This window comes from Arthrobacter sp. TmT3-37, from assembly GCF_054510835.1.
Genome location: NZ_JBTNDU010000015.1, coordinates 18,131 through 33,719 on the forward strand (window position 1 = coordinate 18,131; position 15,589 = coordinate 33,719).

Here is a 15,589-nt window from a genome sequence, read left to right on the forward strand (position 1 = left end):
GCCTAGGAACCGTCGCCGTCGTCCTCCTCGGGTTCGAAGTTGCTCGCCTCGTCCGTCGATCCCGCGGCCACCCCGTCGTCACTGACCGGGATCGTCCCCTCGGGACCCAATCCGCCGGTCGCATCCTCGGTGTCGTTCTGCTTGCTGCCTTCGGTGCTCATGCGTCCTCCTGCGTCTTGGATGTCCTTCGATCCTATGCTCGGCCCGGGCGGTTGCACAGCCGGCTGATGAACCTGCCTCAGGCTCTGCTGGTGCTCCGCAGGGCGACGGCCGATGCCGCTCCGAGCAGCAGCAGGACGCATGCTGCTGCTGCCGGGACCACCGAGGCGCCCGCCGGCCCGGAGGCTTCGGCGAGGGCCCCTGCCAGCGCCGAACCGGTCGCCGTGCCGGTGACGATCCCGGAGGCGAGCAGCGTCATGACCGTACCCAGCCGGTGTGCCGGCGCGACCATCGAGCCGATCGAGAAGATCGTCACCATGGTGGGACCCACGAAGATGCCGAGGAGGAAGAGCGCTCCCAGCATCGTCGGGATCGCGCCGGGCAGGGCCAGCGCGGCGGCGGCCATCGCCATGGCGGCAGCAGCCACCATCCACCGGCGTGTAGGGCCGAAGCGCTCGGGCCAGTAGGCGACCGACAGTGCGGCCACGGCCGAGCTGAGGCCCATGACCGCGTACAGGAGCCCGGAGGACTCGGCTGCCCCGAACTGGCCCGCGAACGCGGTCAGGAACGTCTGCGTGGAGCCGAAGAACGTCCCCATGGCGATCATCCCGGCGACGGGCAGCAGGACGAGCGCGGGGCGGTACTCCGCGGACTCCGGGGGCTGATCGCCGTCGTGCCCGTTCCCGTCGGCACCGGGATCGCGGCCCGCATCGCTGAAGGCGACCGTCGGGTGGACGGCGAACGCACTGACGAGGGTGATGGTCAGCACCGCGGCCAGGGCGAGTGGGAGCCAGGGGGCGATCAGGCTCGCGAGCAGGCCGACCAGGGCGGGGCCGAGGACGAAGGTGAGCTCGTCCGCCGTCCCCTCGTAGGAGAGGGCGGTGTCCAGGGCCGAGCGTGGGCTGCGGCGGGTCATCGCCATCCAGCGGACCCTGGCCAGCGGGCCGATCTGGGGACACGTGAACCCCATGGCGAGTGACGCCGCGAGGACGAGGGCGAGGGTGCTGCCCGTGATGCTTCCGCCGCGCAGCGTCACGACGAGCACGCCCGCGATGGCCAGGGTGTTCAGGACCGCCGAGACCAGGAGCACGATGCGCTGTCCGTGCTTGTCCGCGAGGAGGCCGAGCAGCGGGGCCCCGAGCGCCGAGCCGAGCCCGACCGCTCCGGCCGCGAAACCTCCCGCGGCGTAGGAGCCGCTGGCGGTCGTGACGAGCGTGAGGGCGCCGACCGTGAGCATCGCGAGGGGCAGCCGCGCGAAGAGGCCGATCAGGAGGAAGGAGGTGCCCGCGAGGTCCGGGAGGATACCGAACCTGCCGAGTCGGGACCGCCGGGAGCGGACCGGACCCGGCAGAGGGGACGGGGAGGAGTCCGGCGACGCCGGTGAGGGATTCTTGTACATGCGCTTTCCGGGTGCATCAAGCGCGCATCGTCCCCCCTCCCGATGCGCCCGACCCGGTAACGGCTCGAGTTTACACGCTGGCAGGCTGCTCCACGTAGCGCAGGACCGAGCCCTGGCGGCCCTTCACCACCTGCAGCTGCGTGCTGACCCGCTGCTTGAGTTCGGGCACGTGACTGACCAGTCCCACGACGCGCCCGCCGCTCCGAAGGCCCTCGAGCGCATCCATGACCTGCTCGAGTGCCTGGTCGTCGAGTGAACCGAATCCCTCGTCCACGAACAGGGTCTCGATGTCGAGCCCACCCGCTTCCTGCTGGACCACGTCGGCGAGCCCGAGCGCCAGGGCGAGCGAGGCCATGAAGGACTCCCCGCCGGACAGCGTCGAGGTGTCCCTGCGGTTCCCCGTCCAGCCGTCGATCACGTTCAACCCGAGTCCCGAGCGCTTGTTGCCCGCCGTGGCGTCGCTGTGCACCAGCGCGTACCGGCCGTCGGACATCTGCAGCAGCCGCTCCGTCGCGGCGGCCGCGACCTGCTCGAGGCGTGAGGCGAGGACGTAGGTGGCCAGCGACATCTTGTACAGGTTCTCCCCACCCCCGCGGGCCGTGTCGGCGACGGCGGCCGCCAGCCGCGCTTCCTCGCGCAGCGGTGCGATCTGCCGCTCGAGCTCGTCGAACTGCCGGGAGTAGGTCTCGAGCTGGGCGACCGAGTGCCCCAGCACCTCGGCACTGATACCGGCCCGCTGTGCGCGCACCCGGAGTTCGTCGGCGCCGGCGGCGGCGGTGCGCTCGTCCTCGTCGGAGGGTGGCTCCACGCCTTCCTGCTCCTCCCGAAGGGTCTCCCGGACGGCGCCGTCCTCCCAGGCGCCGGAGAGTCGGTGCCCGCGTGCCTCGTGCTCCTTCACCGCCTCGGCCATCCGGCTGCGGCGGTCCTCCGGGAGGAGCGCCGCGCGGGCCTCGTCCGACGAGCCGAAGGGGGTTCCGTGCAGCGCGTCCTCGACGCGCTGCACGGCATCCTGCCGACGGCCCACGGCCGATGTGAGCGCATCCAGGGCGTCCCGCGCCGCTTCCAGGTCGTCGAACGCGCGCTGCACGTCGCCGATGCGGGCCGTCAGCGACGGCGCATCGCCCTGGAGCCCGGTGAGCCGTTGCGCCAGCACGTCCTCCTGGTCGAGCAGCGACGACCGCCGTGACTCGGCGGCGGCCCGTTCCTCCCGCAGCACGTCGCGCTCGGCGCGGATCCGTTCCTCGTCCTCGGTGGCGCGCCGGATGCGCTCCTCGATCTGCTCACACTCGGCCTGGGCTGTCTCGGCGGCCTGGACCCTGGTCCGCGCCGCGAGCCTGGACGCAGCAGCGTCCTCGGGTGACAGCTCACCGCCCCGGGCGGCGAGGTCGGCAACGTCGAGGCGCGCACGGTCCCGGACCTCCCGGAGGTCCTGGAGCTCCTTCTCGGCCTCGGCCTGCAGGCGTCGCGCAACCTGTTCCTCCTCCAGGGTGATCCTCTCGCCGCCCGGCGACGCCACGGGTGCGGGATGCTCCGCGCTGCCGCACACCGGGCACGGCTCGCCGTCCGCCAACTGTTCGGCGAGTTCCTCGGCAGCCTGTTCCAGCCGCAGCTGCAGCTTGGTGAGCCAGTCCTCCTTGAGCGCGAGGAAGCGCCCCGATGCGGCATCGTACCCGGCGTCCGCGGTACCGCGGCGCAGTTCAGCCGCCCGGTACTGCCGGACCGTCTCCTCGGCCGTGACGGCGGCGGCAAGGTCCGCTCGCAGGTGGACCAGGCCGTCGGCGGCCAGCCGCAGGGGCGCGACGCGTCCGGCATCGGCCGCGCGCCGATGCTGGAGCGCGGTGAGGGCTTCGCCCGTCACGGTGAGCCGTTCGTCGAGCCGCCGGACCCCGGCCGACCCGTCGTCGAGCTCGGACCGCACGTCCAGCAACCGTTGCTCGTCGGGCAGCGCGGCGCGCAGGACCCCCAGCGCGGAGGACGACGCCGTGCAGCCGCCGGTGAGGACGCTCCGCGGGACCTCGTCCTGGACGGTGGGATCGACGTCGAGATAGTCCCGGACGACGTCGTTGTTCCGCAGCCGCTGGAGGGCCTCGCCGTGCCGGGCACGTGCGCCCTCCACCCCGATGCCTGCCTCGGACTCGAGTTCGAGGAGCGGGGCGAGCCCGCGGGCCTGGTCGTGCAGCCGAGCCTGCTCCATCAGGTCCGCGATCCCGTCGGAGCGTGCGTCGTGGTCCGCCTGCTGCCTCCGCAGGTCGCCGAGCGCGGTCCAGCGGGACCGGCGCTGCCTCAACGCTGCCGCTGCGCCGTCCGCGAGCGCACTCCGTTCCGCGAGCTCGGTGCTCTCGAGGGCTGCCGCGTCCCGGCGGTCGTGGAGGGCCGCGGCGAGTGCCTGCAGGGCTTCGGACCAGCCGCCCGGGCTGTCCGGGTCGATCCCCGTCTCGGCAAGGCTGAGGTCATGGCGCTCGGCCTCGTCGACCGCGCGCAGGAACACGTGCCGCTGCTTGCCCTCCTGGTCCGCGAGGTTCCGCGCGGTGCGATGACTCTCCTCGGTGAAGAGCCTCTCGAGATCCTCGAATCGCGTGGTCGAGAACAGCCTCTGCAGCAATTCCCGTCGGGGCTTCGCGTCGGCCCGGAGGAAGGCCGCGAACTCGCCCTGCGGAAGCATCACGACCTTGGTGAACTGTTCCTTGTCCATGCCGAGGAGGGACTGCAGCTCCAGTCCGGCCTCGTCGTTGCGCGCCGACTTCTGCACCCACTCGGCGTCCACCCGTTCGCTGAGGAGGGTGCGGGCCTGTTCCGTGGTGGTCCCGTTCCCGCGTCGCGCCGGCCTGTCCCACGCGGGTGACCGCACCACGCGGAAACGACGGTCCGCGACCGAGAATTCGAGGGACACCTCCGGAGCCACCGATTCCGCAGCATGGTCGCTGCGGAGCCTCTTCGCCGCCTGACGGGCGCCGGGGACCGAACCGTAGAGTGCGAAGCACACGGCGTCGAGGACGCTCGACTTCCCGGCGCCGGTGGGACCGTTCAGGAGGAACAGGCCCTGGCTGGACAGCGCATCGAAGTCGACGCTCTGCCGGTCGGCGAAGGGGCCGAAGGCCTGGATCTCGAGGTGGTGCAGTCTCATGCGCGCGTCCTAGCGTTCGTGGGCGAGGCTCAATGCGGCGTCGACGGTCGAGCGGATGAGCGCCTGCTCCTCGGGAGAGGCACTCCGGCCGCGGACATGGTCGAGGAAACCGCAGCAGATCTCGGCGTCGTCCCGCGCCTCGGCGATCCGCTGGCTGTACGTCCGCACGTCCTGTCGGTCCCCGCCCTCCGGGGCGAAGGAGAGTACGAGGGTGTCGGGGAACCGTGTTCTCAGGCGCTCCATGGCGCGCGCCGGCCGCTCACGGTCGGTGAGGGTGATGGAGCAGTAGGCCGATTCCGCCCAGGCGAGGTCGTCGCGTTCCAGGAGCTCGTCGAGGGTGCCGGTGAGCACGGCGAGGTCGCGCGGCGCCGGCCACTCGACGGGCCGGACGGCACCGATCCCGTCCGCGCCGACGTCCAGGAGCCACGCGCCCTTGTGCTGGTTCGCCTCGGAGAAGGAGTACGCGAGGGGCGACCCCGAGTAGCGCACGGTCTCGGACAGCCTCTGCCTGCCGTGCAGGTGGCCCAGCGCGCTGTAGTCGAAGCCCTCGAACAAAGCGAGCGGCACGGATCCGAGGCCGCCGATGGCGAGGTCGCGCTCACTGTCCGAGCCCTCGCCCCCGGCAGCGAAGGTGTGGGCCATCACGACGGACACCACGCGGCGCTCCCTGCTCCGGAGCGCGATGTCCTCGCGCACGCGGTCGAGGGCGGCGCGGGTCACGGCGGTGTGCGTGGTGCCGTCCGCCTGCAGCGCCTCCGCGACGACGCGGGGCTCTAGGTACGGTACGCCGTAGATCGCGAGTTCGGCCTCCGCCCCGAGCGGCCAGGTCACAGCCGTGCCGATGTCCTCGATGCGTGTGCGCAGGTGCACGCCGCCGCGGGCGAGGATGCGGCCGCCGAAGCCGAGCCGCGTGGCCGAGTCGTGGTTCCCGCTGCTGACGACCACCTGCGCGCCTGCGACGGTGAGCCGGTCCAGTGTCTCGTCGAAGAGGGCGACGACGTCCACCGCCGGCAGTGCTCGATCGTAGACGTCCCCCGCCACGAGGACCACGTCGACTGCTTCCTCGCGCACCGTCTTCTCGAGGTTGTCGACGAAGATCCGCTGGGCGTCGAGGGTCCCGGTCCCGTGGAAGGACCGGCCCAGGTGCCAGTCTGACGTATGGAGGATCCTCATGGATTTCACGCTACCGCCGCATGCCGACATTCGGAGGATCAGCGCTCGGCGGGCCCGGAATCCGGCTCAGCGCACCGGCCCGCTCGGGGAATCGTCGCCCCGGGAGGCGTCGTGTCCCGAGGAGGACCGTGCATCGAAGAAGGACTCGGCGTCGCCGGCAGGGCGCTCCGTGCCGCCGGCCCCGGGGGCGTCGTACTGGGAGGTGCCCGGCTGGGCCACGGGCTGCTCCGCGTCCTGCTGCGCATCGTGCTGGTGCACGGCGCCGTCGCTGTCGCCATGCGGCGTCGCCGGAACGGTCTTCCCCTCCGTGCGGGACGGGCGGCCCGAGTCCAGGCTGCGGTAGACCAGTCCCGCGATCACGCCGCCGACCACCGGTGCGGCCCAGAACAGCCACAGCTGCTGGAGGGCCCACGGCTCGGCGAAGACGGCCGAGGCGGTGGAGCGGACCGGGTTGACGCCGCCGTTCGTGACGGGCAGGAGGAAGGAGAGCAGTCCGGCGTAGGTGAGGCCGACGGCGAACGGCGCGAGGTCGCGCCCGCCGCGCTGCGACCGCGCCCCGAGGAAGACCGCGACGAGGAGTGCCGCCGCGACGACCTCCAGCAGGAAGGCGCTGGTCAGGGGGAACTGCGCCGCCGAGTGCTCACCGAACCCGTTGGAGGCCGAACTGAAGAACCCTCCGATGTCGGAGAGCTGAGCGTTGGCGCTCAGGACCAGCCAGATGAGTCCCGATGCGGCGACCGCGCCCAGCACCTGGGCCACGAGATAGGGCAGCACGGACTTCCAGTCGGTCCGCCCCGCCACCGCCGATCCGACGGTGACGGCCGGGTTGAAGTGGCCGCCCGAGACGTGGCCGAACGCGATCATCGCGGCGACGACGGCGAACCCGAAGACGAGGGTGGGCTGCAGCGACGTCTCGGTGGCCAGCATCGTGGCTCCGAGGCCGACGAGGATGACGAGGAAGGATCCGACCCCCTCGGCGATCGAGCGTGCCGCGAGTCCTGGTGCACGCCGGGTACCGACCTGCGGGGTGCCGGCGGTACCGGTGGGAACGGCGTCCGCCGTCGTCGTGTGGTGGGTCATGGATGCGCATTCCTTCGATCGGTGCTGCAGTGGGACGGCCCGGAGGGTCCGGGCCGCGGACAAGCCTTCCATCCTAGTCTGCACGGCTGCTGGGAGCTCCGGTGGCTCTGGTCCGTCCTACTCCTCCCTAGACTGGACGGGTGACGACTGACAGCACCGCCGGTCCCGGCCCCGGGGACACCACGCCGGACACGTACGAGGATCGGGTCCTGGGGTGCCTGCTCGGCACGATGGCCGGGGACGCCTACGGTGTCCTCACCGTGGCGGGTGACGATCCCGCGACCGCCCTCGACGAGCCGGGAGCCGTGGCCGTCTCCGAGGCCACGCAGCTCACCCTCTACACCGTGGACGCCCTCGTGGAGGCACTGGAGTGGGCGAACGACGGCGTCGCCGCCGACGAGACCGCCTGCGTGTGGCTCGCCTATCTCCGCTGGCTCTCGCGGCAGGGCGAGCACCTGCCGCCGAACGCACCGGTTCCTCCGCCGAGGTGGCTGGACCGGCAGGAGGAGCTGGTGGCCGTCCACAATCCCGACGCCGAGACCGTCCGCGCCCTCCTCACCGGCGAGATGGGGACGTTCGGCCGCCCCCTGAACCTCCGGGCGCAGGGACCGGGTGCGCTGATGCGCTCGGCCCCGTTCGGACTGGTCCCCCGGATCCCCGCCAGCATGGTCGAGCGCCTCACGCTCGACGCCGCCGCGCTGACGCACGGCTCGCACTCCGCCCGGGCCACCGCAGGCCTCCTCAGCGCCGTGATCCGCTCGCTGGCGATCGAGGGGACGACCCTGGACGATGCGGTCACCACCGCCCGCACCGGTGAACGGAGTTCCGCAGCGGACGCCGGGCACGATGCAGGCCGCGCGCTGGCTGACGGAGCGGACACCTCCGATGCCGGGTCGGACGGCACGGCAGCCGACGGAGCGACGGCGGCCGGCACGTTCGAGGCGGCACTGCAGGCGGCCGTCGAGGGCGCCGACGAGTCCTCGTCGCCGCGGGACCATCTCGTCGCGGCCCTCCGGCATGCGGCGCACGCCGGCAGGCCCGATGCCTCCCCGGTGGTCGCGGCGTCCCTGGCGGGCGGGATCGTCGGCGCACTGCACGGCACACGCGCCCTGCCGGCCGGCTACCTGACCTCGCCGGGGGTTCCCGCCGTCGTCCGCTCCATGGCCCGGACACTCCTGTCCGCGACGACAGGCACCTGAGTGCCGCGGCGGACCCGCGACGGCGGCAGCGGCCCGACGACGGGCCGGGACGGCTCGGACGCCTCGGACTGGGATCCGTCCGCCCTCCCCCGTCTGGACGGCCGTCGCTTCCTCGTCACGGGCGCCAACGCCGGTCTCGGCTACTTCGCCTCGGAGCAACTCGCGGGAGCGGGCGCGAGCGTGGTGCTGGCATCACGCAGTGAGGACAGGGCACGACGCGCGATCAGCGCCATCCGGGGCGTCCACCCCCGCGCCGACGTCACCTTCCAGCTCCTCGACCTCGCGGATCTGGCATCGGTCCGGGGCGCGGCCGCGGCGATAGCGGCCGGCCCGCCCCTGACCGGCCTGCTGGCCAACGCCGGGGTGGTCGGGTCCCGCGAGGAGCGCACGACGGCGGACGGCTTCGAGCTCCAGTTCGGTACCAACCACCTGGGCCACTACGCCCTGATCGCCCTGCTCCTCCCCGCGCTGACCGCCGCCGGGACCAGGATCGTCCACCTCGGCAGCATCAGCCACCGCTGGGCACGCCTCACGCCGTCGTTCCTCGAGCCGTCGTCGTACCGCGGCTCCGTCGCGTATGCGACGTCGAAGCTGGCGGTCACGGCCTTCGGGTTCGAGCTGGCCCGGCGCCTCGATGCGACAGGGAGCGCGGCGACGAGCGTCGTGGCCCATCCCGGCCTCGCACTCGGGATGCTCACGCCGGACCGGCCGGGCGTCGCGGCCCGCAAGGACGCGCCCCGGTGGCGGCGGACCGTCCTGGCCCACGTGGCGCAGGGGAAGGACGCCGGGGCGTGGCCCCTCGTCCGCGCGACGGCCGATCCCGGGATCCCGAACGGTGCCTACTGCGGTCCTGGCGGCGGATTCCAGCTCACGGGACCGCCGGCCCTCGTCCCGGCGGAACCGCACGCCCGTGAGCGCAATGCCGCGTCGCGGCTGATCGACCTGTCGGCCCGACTCACCGGCGTCCCGCTGCGTCTCTAGCCGGCCGCCGGGCTCGCGGCGGGCCAGCGGTCGCCGGTCATCTGCAGGAACTCGGCTTCCGAGAGCACCTCGATGGCCTGGCCCCGCTCGTGCAGTTCCAGCACGCGCCGGGCCTTCCCGGTCACGCGTCCGTTGCGCAGGTCGGATGCGACGAAGCCGTCCCCGACGACGAGGACGGTGGTGCGTCGGGTGACGGAGCTCGCCGGTTGTGCGCCGAGGTGGGCTGCCCGTTCCTTGGCCTGCGGCCGCGGGATGCCGAGGGTCCCGGTGAAGACGACCGTCTGTCCGTACAGCGGGTGGCGCGGATCGGCCTGGGGATTGGCGTGCGGATTCGCGCCCTCCTCCGGCCAGCCGGACCAGCCCGACGGCGACGAGCCGCGACCCAGTGCGGTGCGCGTGGCCTTCGACAGCTCGTCCACGCCCGGCGCGTAGGCCTCTGCCCGAGAGAGCGGCAGGCCATGGCACCCGAGGACGTCCTCGACGGTGCCTGCCTCGTACCGCCGGGCGAGGTCCATCATGATCCCGGCGCACGCCCGCGCGTCCTCGACGGCGTCGTGGTGGTTGAGCAGCGGGACCCCCGCCGCTTCCGCGACGAACGGCAGCGAGTAGGACGGCAGGGAGTAGCTCTTGCGGGAGAGCACGACGGTGCAGGCGTAGTCCCAGGCAGGGCCGGCGAGAGCCGACACCTCCAGCGCGGACCGGATGACGCCGAGGTCGAAGGCCGCGTTGTGCGCCACCAGCACGTCGGAGCCGATGAAGCCGCCGATCTCGGGGAACAGCTCGCCGAAGCGGGGGGCGTCCTGGACCATGCCCGAGGTGATGCCGTGGATGGCGATGTTCCGCGAGTCGAAGTGGTCGTGGCCTTCCGGCGGGCGCATCAGCCAGGATGCCTCCTCGACGATCCGGCCGTCCCGGACCTTCGTCAGGCCGACGGCGCACGGGGAGCCACGGAAGCCATTCGCAGTCTCGAAGTCGATGGCCGTGAATGCGATTCCCACGCAGCCAGTTTACCGCCGTTGCCCGTCCCGCCCGTTCACCCGATGTTCACCGGTGGCGGGGTCCTCTCGACGGCTGGGCGTCCTACCCTGAGTCATGGCCCGCATCGACAGCTCCCGCCGGTGGTACCTCTTCGACTACGGCAACGTGGTCTCCACCGCCCCCACGCCGCAGGACTGGGAGCTGCTCGCGGAGGCGACCGGCGTGGAGGGCCTGCACGGGCAGGCGTCGACCTACTGGCAGCACCGCCACGCCTACGACATCGGGGCGCTGACCTCCGAGGACTACTGGTCCCTCGTCACGGGCGGGCGCGTGGGCAGCGCGCGCTCCGCCTGGCTCGACGTCCTGGACGGCAACCAGTGGTCGCACCTGAACCTCGACACCCTGGATGTCCTCGAGGACCTGGACGGCCGGGGCGAGCGCCTCGCCCTGCTGTCGAACATGCCGGCGGCCATGGTAGCCCAGCTGGGCGACGCCCGCTGGACCCGGCTGTTCCGGCACCGCTTCTTCAGTTCGTCGCTGCGCCTCGTCAAGCCGTCGACGGCCGTCTTCGACCATGTGCTCACGGAGCTGGCGGTGGAGCCGGGCCTCGTGACCTTCGTGGATGACACTCCGGCGAACGTCGCCGCGGCCCGCGCCCTGGGCCTCGACGCCCGGCTGTTCGAGCCGGCGTCGGATCTCGCGCGGGTGCTCGCAGGACCTGCGCCCGACCGGGTCCTGTCCGCCGTGACGCCCGCGCCGGGGACGGAACTCAGCCTGCCGCCCCGCGCAGCGACCCGGGAATGAGCAGGGTCAGCGCGGCCTGCAGTCCCCGGACCTCGGCCACCCAGTCGGGCCGGACGAAGTCCTCCCGCGCGAGCAGCAGGTTCTGGAGCACCTGCACCTCTCCCCGTCTGGCCTCGGCCAGCGCGGTCCCGTTCGGGACGTAGCCGAGCCGGCGCGACACGCCGAGCGACGCGGCGTTCCACGCGGCCGCTCCCGACACGGCCGACGTCGCGCCGAGGTGGTCGAAAGCGAACTGGAGCACGGCGGCGCGCATCTCCGTCCCGAATCCCCGGCCGTGGGCGGCCCGGGTGAGCCAGGATCCCGTCTCGACACGGCGCAGCAGCGGGAACGAGCGCGCCGCCAGGTCCTGGACGCCGATCAGGCGGCCCTCGTGCAGGACCGCGAAGTTGACGGTCCACTCCCCTGCCGAGACGCCCGCCCGCAGGCGCCACTGGTGCTTGGCGGTCTCCGTGATCAGCACGTTGCGGGGCGCGTCCGTCCAGGGCACGCTGAAGGGCATCTCGGCGGGATCGTGGATCCCGGCGAGGACGGCGTCGACCAGCCCCGGCAGGTGCTCGTCCCGGACCGGCGTGAGGACCAGGCGCGGCGTGGCGATCTCCAGCCCGAACAGCGGCCAGACCTGCACGAGCGGGTCCGTCGCGTCGACCATGCCCGGGGCCGGCGTCACTGCACGCGCTTGTCCGCGCGGTGCTTGCGCACCTTGGAGACGACGAAGTACACGGCGAACAGCACGACAGCGACGATCACGATCTTCTGGAAGACATCCGCATACTGCTCGACGATGTGCCAGTTCTCCCCGAGGTAGAACCCGGCCAGCACGAAGAGGGAGTTCCAGATCAGGCTGCCGGCGGTCGTGAGCAGGAGGAACTTGCCGACGGGCATGCGTTCGATGCCCGCCGGGATGGAGACGAGGCTCCGGAACAGCGGGATCATCCGGCCGAAGAACACGGCCCGGTACCCGTGCCGGTTGAACCAGTCCTCGACCCTGTCGACGTCCTCGATGTCGATGAGCGGGACCTTGGAGACGAGGCGGCGCATGCGGTCGCGGCCGAGCCACGCGCCGAGGGCGTACAGCGCGTAGGCTCCGACCACCGAGCCCAGGGTCGTCCACAGGATCGCCTCGAACAGCGAGAAGTTGCCCCGGCTGGCGGTGAACCCGGCGAGGGGCAGGATCACCTCGCTCGGCAGCGGAGGGAAGAGGTTCTCGAGGGCGATGGCGAGCCCGGCGCCGGGCGCGCCGATGGTCTCCATGAGGTTCACGGCCCAGTCCGTGACTGCGCCGAGGGCCGATCCGTCCGACGTGGGGCTCGCCGTCGTCGCCTGGACGGCCTGGACGGCCTGGACAGTCTGGATGATGCTCACGGTGGTATTCGTCCCTCTCGTTGTCCGTCCTGCTGGACGGACGGCGTGCGGTGCTGGTTGGTCTACTCGGGTTCGTGCTGCGCTGCCGTCCTGCCCGGCGCTCTCAGGACAGGGCGTCGACGAGGTGCGGCAGCAGCGCCCGGAAGGCGATGCCGCGGTGGCTGATGGCGTTCTTCTCCTCCGGCGCGAGTTCGGCGCAGGTGCGCTGGAGCCCCTCGGGCACGAGGATCGGATCGTAGCCGAAGCCACCTGCCCCGCGGGGGGCGGTCAGGAGGGTGCCGCGCAGCTCTCCGCGCTCCGCACGGCTCCCGCCGGAAGCACCCGGTCGTGCGAGGGCCGCCGCGCAGACGAACGCCGCTCCCCTGCGGTCGGCCGGGATGTCGGAGAGCTGCGCCAGGAGGAGTTCGAGGTTCGCGGCGTCGTCGCCGTGCCGCCCGGCCCAGCGGGCCGAGAAGATGCCGGGCGCTCCGCCGAGGACGTCGACGGCGAGGCCCGAGTCGTCGGCGACCGCGATGAGCCCGGTGGCCTGCGCGGTCTGCTCCGCCTTGAGCAGGGCGTTCTCCTCGAAGGTCACACCGCTCTCGACGACGTCGGGCGCGCCCGCCGAGGCGGCGTCGACGACCTGGGTGTCGACGTCGAGCCCCGGCACCTGGCCGCGCAGCAGCTCGCGCAGTTCCCGCAGCTTGCCGGCGTTGCGGGTGGCGAGGACGAGCCGGGGCGCATCAGCCACCGGAGGAGTCCCGGAGGGTGTCGAGCTGGATCTGGGCGAGCTGCGCGGTGCCGAGGAGCGCGAGGTCGAGCAGGGCGTCGAGTTCGGCGCGGTCGAAGGGGGCGCCCTCCGCGGTGCCCTGCACCTCGACGAACGTGCCAGATCCGGTGACGACGACGTTCATGTCGGTCTCCGCGCGCACGTCCTCGACGTACGGGAGGTCCAGCATGGGGACGCCGTCGATGATCCCGACGCTGATCGCGGCGACGGTGTCCGTCAGCGGGGAAGCCGACGCCGGGATGAGCTTCTTGTCCTTCGCGTAGCGGATCGCGTCGGCGAGCGCCACGTAGGCGCCCGTGATCGCCGCCGTACGCGTGCCGCCGTCGGCCTGCAGGACGTCGCAGTCGAGGACGATCGTGTTCTCGCCCAGCGCCTTCGTGTCGATGATCGAGCGCAGGGAGCGTCCGATCAGCCGGGAGATCTCGTGCGTGCGGCCGCCGATCCTGCCCTTGACGGACTCGCGGTCGGAGCGGGTGTTGGTGGCGCGCGGCAGCATGGCGTACTCCGCCGTCACCCAGCCCTTGCCCTCGCCCTTGAGCCACCGGGGCACCCCGCTGGTCAGGGACGCCGTGCAGAGCACGCGCGTGTTGCCGAACTCGATCAGCGCGGACCCCTCGGCCTGCTTCGACCAGCCGCGGGTGATGCTGATGTTGCGCAGCTGGTCGGGCGTCCGTCCGTCCGCCCGCAGCACGGGGGCAGCGGTGCCGGCGGAGGGAGGCAGGGAGGGGGAATTCGCGGGGGTCATGACTTCCAGTCTAGACGGGAGCACATGGGAGATCGCTGGCAGTGCCGCAGTGGACGGTCGACCGGCGACCGGCTGCCTGCCGGTTCAGACGGTGTAGGACACCCCGGCGACCGCGACGGCGAGGTGGCCGTCGTAGCTCTGGCGGGCCTCGCTGACGGCCAGGTTCGCGTCGTTCCACACGGGCAGGTGGGTGAGCAGGAGCCGTCGGGCGGCCGCGCGGGTCGCCACGTCCCCTGCGCGCTTACCGGTCAGGTGCACACCGGTGATGGCGTCGTCGCGCCCCTCGTGGAACGCGGCCTCGCAGAGGAAGACGTCCGCGTCCCGGGCGGCGTCCACCAGTCCGTCGCACGCGTCGGTGTCCCCCGAGTAGGTGAGGACATGGGGGCGGAGGACACCGTGCTCGTCCGTCTCCGCGACCTCGACGCGCAGCGCGTACGCCTCCTCGATGGGATGCAGGACCTGGAACGGCGTGATGGTGAAGGGACCGACGGTCACCGGGTCCCGATCCCGCCAGGGCTGGAAGTCGAAGTCCTCGTGCATGCCCGGGTCGAGCTCCAGCCCGTAGGCGCTCGCCATCCGATCGGCCGTCGCGGCCGGCCCCCAGACCGGGATGCGGGGCAGGCCCCAGCCCGCCGGATCCCAGTGGACGGCGACGTGGAGTCCGCACAGGTCCATGCAGTGGTCCGGGTGGAGGTGTGAGAGGAACACCGCGTCGATCTCGCGCAGGTCCATGTACCGCTGCAGCGCGCCGAGCGATCCGTTGCCGAGGTCGAGCAGGATCCGCCAGGTGCGGCCCTCCCACTCGGCGCTGAGGAGATAGCAGGAGGCCGGTGACTGCGGGCCGGGGAAGGACCCGCTGCACCCCACGATGGTGAGTTTCATGCCCGGGGGAAGCCGGCGGCGGCGATCATCTCGGGGGTGATCCGGGCGAGGCTGCCGGTCGGGTACTGCGCGGCGACGTGGTCCACGTGCTGCACGCTCAGCACCTCGGGGCCGAGGAACCGGCGCGCCAGCACCTCGAAGTTCCCGGCGTCGCCCGTCGCGATGAAGCGGTGCACGGCGGGATCCACGCTGTCCCGCTCGAGGTCGTGCGAGACCAGCGCACGGTAGACGTCCTTGGCCGTCTCCTCCGCGCTGGAGACGAGGGTGACGGCGTCGCCCATGACGTAGGAGATGACGCCGGTGAGCAGCGGATAGTGGGTGCAGCCGAGCACGACGGTGTCGACGCCCGCGTCCTTGAGCGGCTCGAGGTACTCCTCGGCCGTCCGCAGCAGGGCCGGACCGCCGGTGATGCCGGCCTCGACGAACTCGACGAACGCCGGACACGCCACGGAGGTGACCTCGAGATGCGGGGCGGCCGCGAACGTATCGTCGTAGGCGCGCGATCCGACGGTCGCCGTCGTGCCGATGACGCCGATGCGACCCGAGCGGGTGGCGGCGACGGCCCTGCGGACGGCGGGCTGGATGACCTCGATCACGGGGATGCCGTAGCGAGCCGTGTAGCGCTCGCGCGCATCGCGGAGCACGGCCGCCGAGGCCGAGTTGCAGGCGATGACGAGGAGCTTGACGCCCGAGTCCACCAGTTCGTCCATCACCCCGAGGGCGTGGGCGCGTACACGGGCGATCGGCAGCGGTCCGTAGGGGCCGTTCGCGGTGTCGCCGACGTACATGATCGATTCGTGGGGCAACTGGTCGATGACGGCTCGTGCGACCGTCAGTCCGCCGACGCCGGAGTCGAAGATGCCGATCGGCGCTTCGCTGCGGTCCGTGTTCGCTCGCTCTGGGCTCATGATCCTCTGAGAATATGACGTGCTGC

Annotated in this window: 15 protein-coding genes; 3 read left to right on the forward strand and 12 right to left on the reverse strand. The window is 72.2% G+C overall.

Annotation, left to right across the window (positions count from 1 at the left end; translation table 11 throughout):
- Positions 1-2 precede the first annotated feature (2 nt).
- The 5 genes from ACX80U_RS15510 to ACX80U_RS15530 all read right to left on the reverse strand — a co-directional run bounded on the left by ACX80U_RS15510 (position 3) and on the right by ACX80U_RS15530 (position 6,935).
- On the reverse strand, positions 3-161 hold the full coding sequence (locus ACX80U_RS15510) for a hypothetical protein (protein WP_208741469.1): 159 nt from the start codon (positions 159-161) through the stop codon (positions 3-5).
- Between the two features lie 77 nt (positions 162-238).
- Positions 239-1,558, reverse strand: coding sequence for an MFS transporter (locus ACX80U_RS15515; RefSeq protein ID WP_459269080.1), 1,320 nt, complete (start codon positions 1,556-1,558; stop codon positions 239-241).
- Between the two features lie 70 nt (positions 1,559-1,628).
- Positions 1,629-4,682 carry an AAA family ATPase gene (locus ACX80U_RS15520; RefSeq protein WP_459269081.1) on the reverse strand — a complete coding sequence of 1,018 codons (3,054 nt, stop codon included), beginning with the start codon at positions 4,680-4,682 and terminating at the stop codon, positions 1,629-1,631.
- A 9-nt stretch (positions 4,683-4,691) separates the two neighbouring features.
- Entirely contained in the window at positions 4,692-5,855 is a 1,164-nt protein-coding gene (locus tag ACX80U_RS15525; RefSeq protein ID WP_459269082.1) for an exonuclease SbcCD subunit D, read from the reverse strand.
- 66 nt (positions 5,856-5,921) lie between these two features.
- On the reverse strand, positions 5,922-6,935 hold the full coding sequence (locus ACX80U_RS15530) for an aquaporin (protein ID WP_459269083.1): 1,014 nt from the start codon (positions 6,933-6,935) through the stop codon (positions 5,922-5,924).
- 140 nt (positions 6,936-7,075) lie between these two features.
- Here ACX80U_RS15530 and ACX80U_RS15535 point away from each other — a divergent pair, with 140 nt between their 5' ends.
- Together ACX80U_RS15535 and ACX80U_RS15540 are read left to right on the forward strand one after the other, a co-directional pair.
- On the forward strand, positions 7,076-8,134 hold the full coding sequence (locus ACX80U_RS15535) for an ADP-ribosylglycohydrolase family protein (RefSeq protein ID WP_459269084.1): 1,059 nt from the start codon (positions 7,076-7,078) through the stop codon (positions 8,132-8,134).
- Positions 8,135-9,115 carry an SDR family NAD(P)-dependent oxidoreductase gene (locus ACX80U_RS15540; RefSeq protein WP_459269085.1) on the forward strand — a complete coding sequence of 327 codons (981 nt, stop codon included), beginning with the start codon at positions 8,135-8,137 and terminating at the stop codon, positions 9,113-9,115.
- Here the strand turns inward: ACX80U_RS15540 and ACX80U_RS15545 are convergent.
- On the reverse strand, positions 9,112-10,113 hold the full coding sequence (locus ACX80U_RS15545) for an exonuclease domain-containing protein (protein ID WP_133080813.1): 1,002 nt from the start codon (positions 10,111-10,113) through the stop codon (positions 9,112-9,114). The genes ACX80U_RS15540 and ACX80U_RS15545 overlap by 4 nt on opposite strands.
- A 94-nt stretch (positions 10,114-10,207) precedes the next feature.
- Between ACX80U_RS15545 and ACX80U_RS15550 the strand changes: the two genes are divergently transcribed.
- On the forward strand, positions 10,208-10,897 hold the full coding sequence (locus ACX80U_RS15550; protein WP_459269086.1) for an HAD family hydrolase: 690 nt from the start codon (positions 10,208-10,210) through the stop codon (positions 10,895-10,897).
- On the opposite strand, the gene ACX80U_RS15555 is transcribed toward ACX80U_RS15550, so the two are convergent.
- The 6 genes from ACX80U_RS15555 to murI form a co-directional block, all read right to left on the reverse strand.
- Positions 10,863-11,564, reverse strand: a complete 702-nt coding sequence (locus ACX80U_RS15555; protein ID WP_459269087.1) for a GNAT family N-acetyltransferase — start codon at positions 11,562-11,564, stop codon at positions 10,863-10,865. The genes ACX80U_RS15550 and ACX80U_RS15555 overlap by 35 nt on opposite strands.
- Complete coding sequence (locus ACX80U_RS15560) at positions 11,561-12,148, reverse strand: DedA family protein (RefSeq protein ID WP_133081032.1); 588 nt, start codon at positions 12,146-12,148, stop codon at positions 11,561-11,563. Before ACX80U_RS15560 ends, ACX80U_RS15555 begins: the two co-directional genes overlap by 4 nt.
- Positions 12,149-12,362: 214 nt before the next feature.
- Positions 12,363-12,989: an RdgB/HAM1 family non-canonical purine NTP pyrophosphatase gene (gene rdgB / locus ACX80U_RS15565; RefSeq protein WP_133080815.1), complete on the reverse strand. Its 627-nt coding sequence runs from the start codon at positions 12,987-12,989 to the stop codon at positions 12,363-12,365.
- Complete coding sequence (gene rph, locus ACX80U_RS15570) at positions 12,982-13,773, reverse strand: ribonuclease PH (RefSeq protein ID WP_279628602.1); 792 nt, start codon at positions 13,771-13,773, stop codon at positions 12,982-12,984. The genes rdgB and rph overlap by 8 nt, the downstream gene beginning before the upstream one ends.
- 84 nt (positions 13,774-13,857) lie before the next feature.
- On the reverse strand, positions 13,858-14,655 hold the full coding sequence (locus ACX80U_RS15575) for an MBL fold metallo-hydrolase (protein WP_133080817.1): 798 nt from the start codon (positions 14,653-14,655) through the stop codon (positions 13,858-13,860).
- Positions 14,652-15,563, reverse strand: coding sequence for a glutamate racemase (gene murI / locus ACX80U_RS15580; protein ID WP_459269088.1), 912 nt, complete (start codon positions 15,561-15,563; stop codon positions 14,652-14,654). The genes ACX80U_RS15575 and murI overlap by 4 nt, the downstream gene beginning before the upstream one ends.
- Between the last annotated feature and the right edge of the window lie 26 nt (positions 15,564-15,589).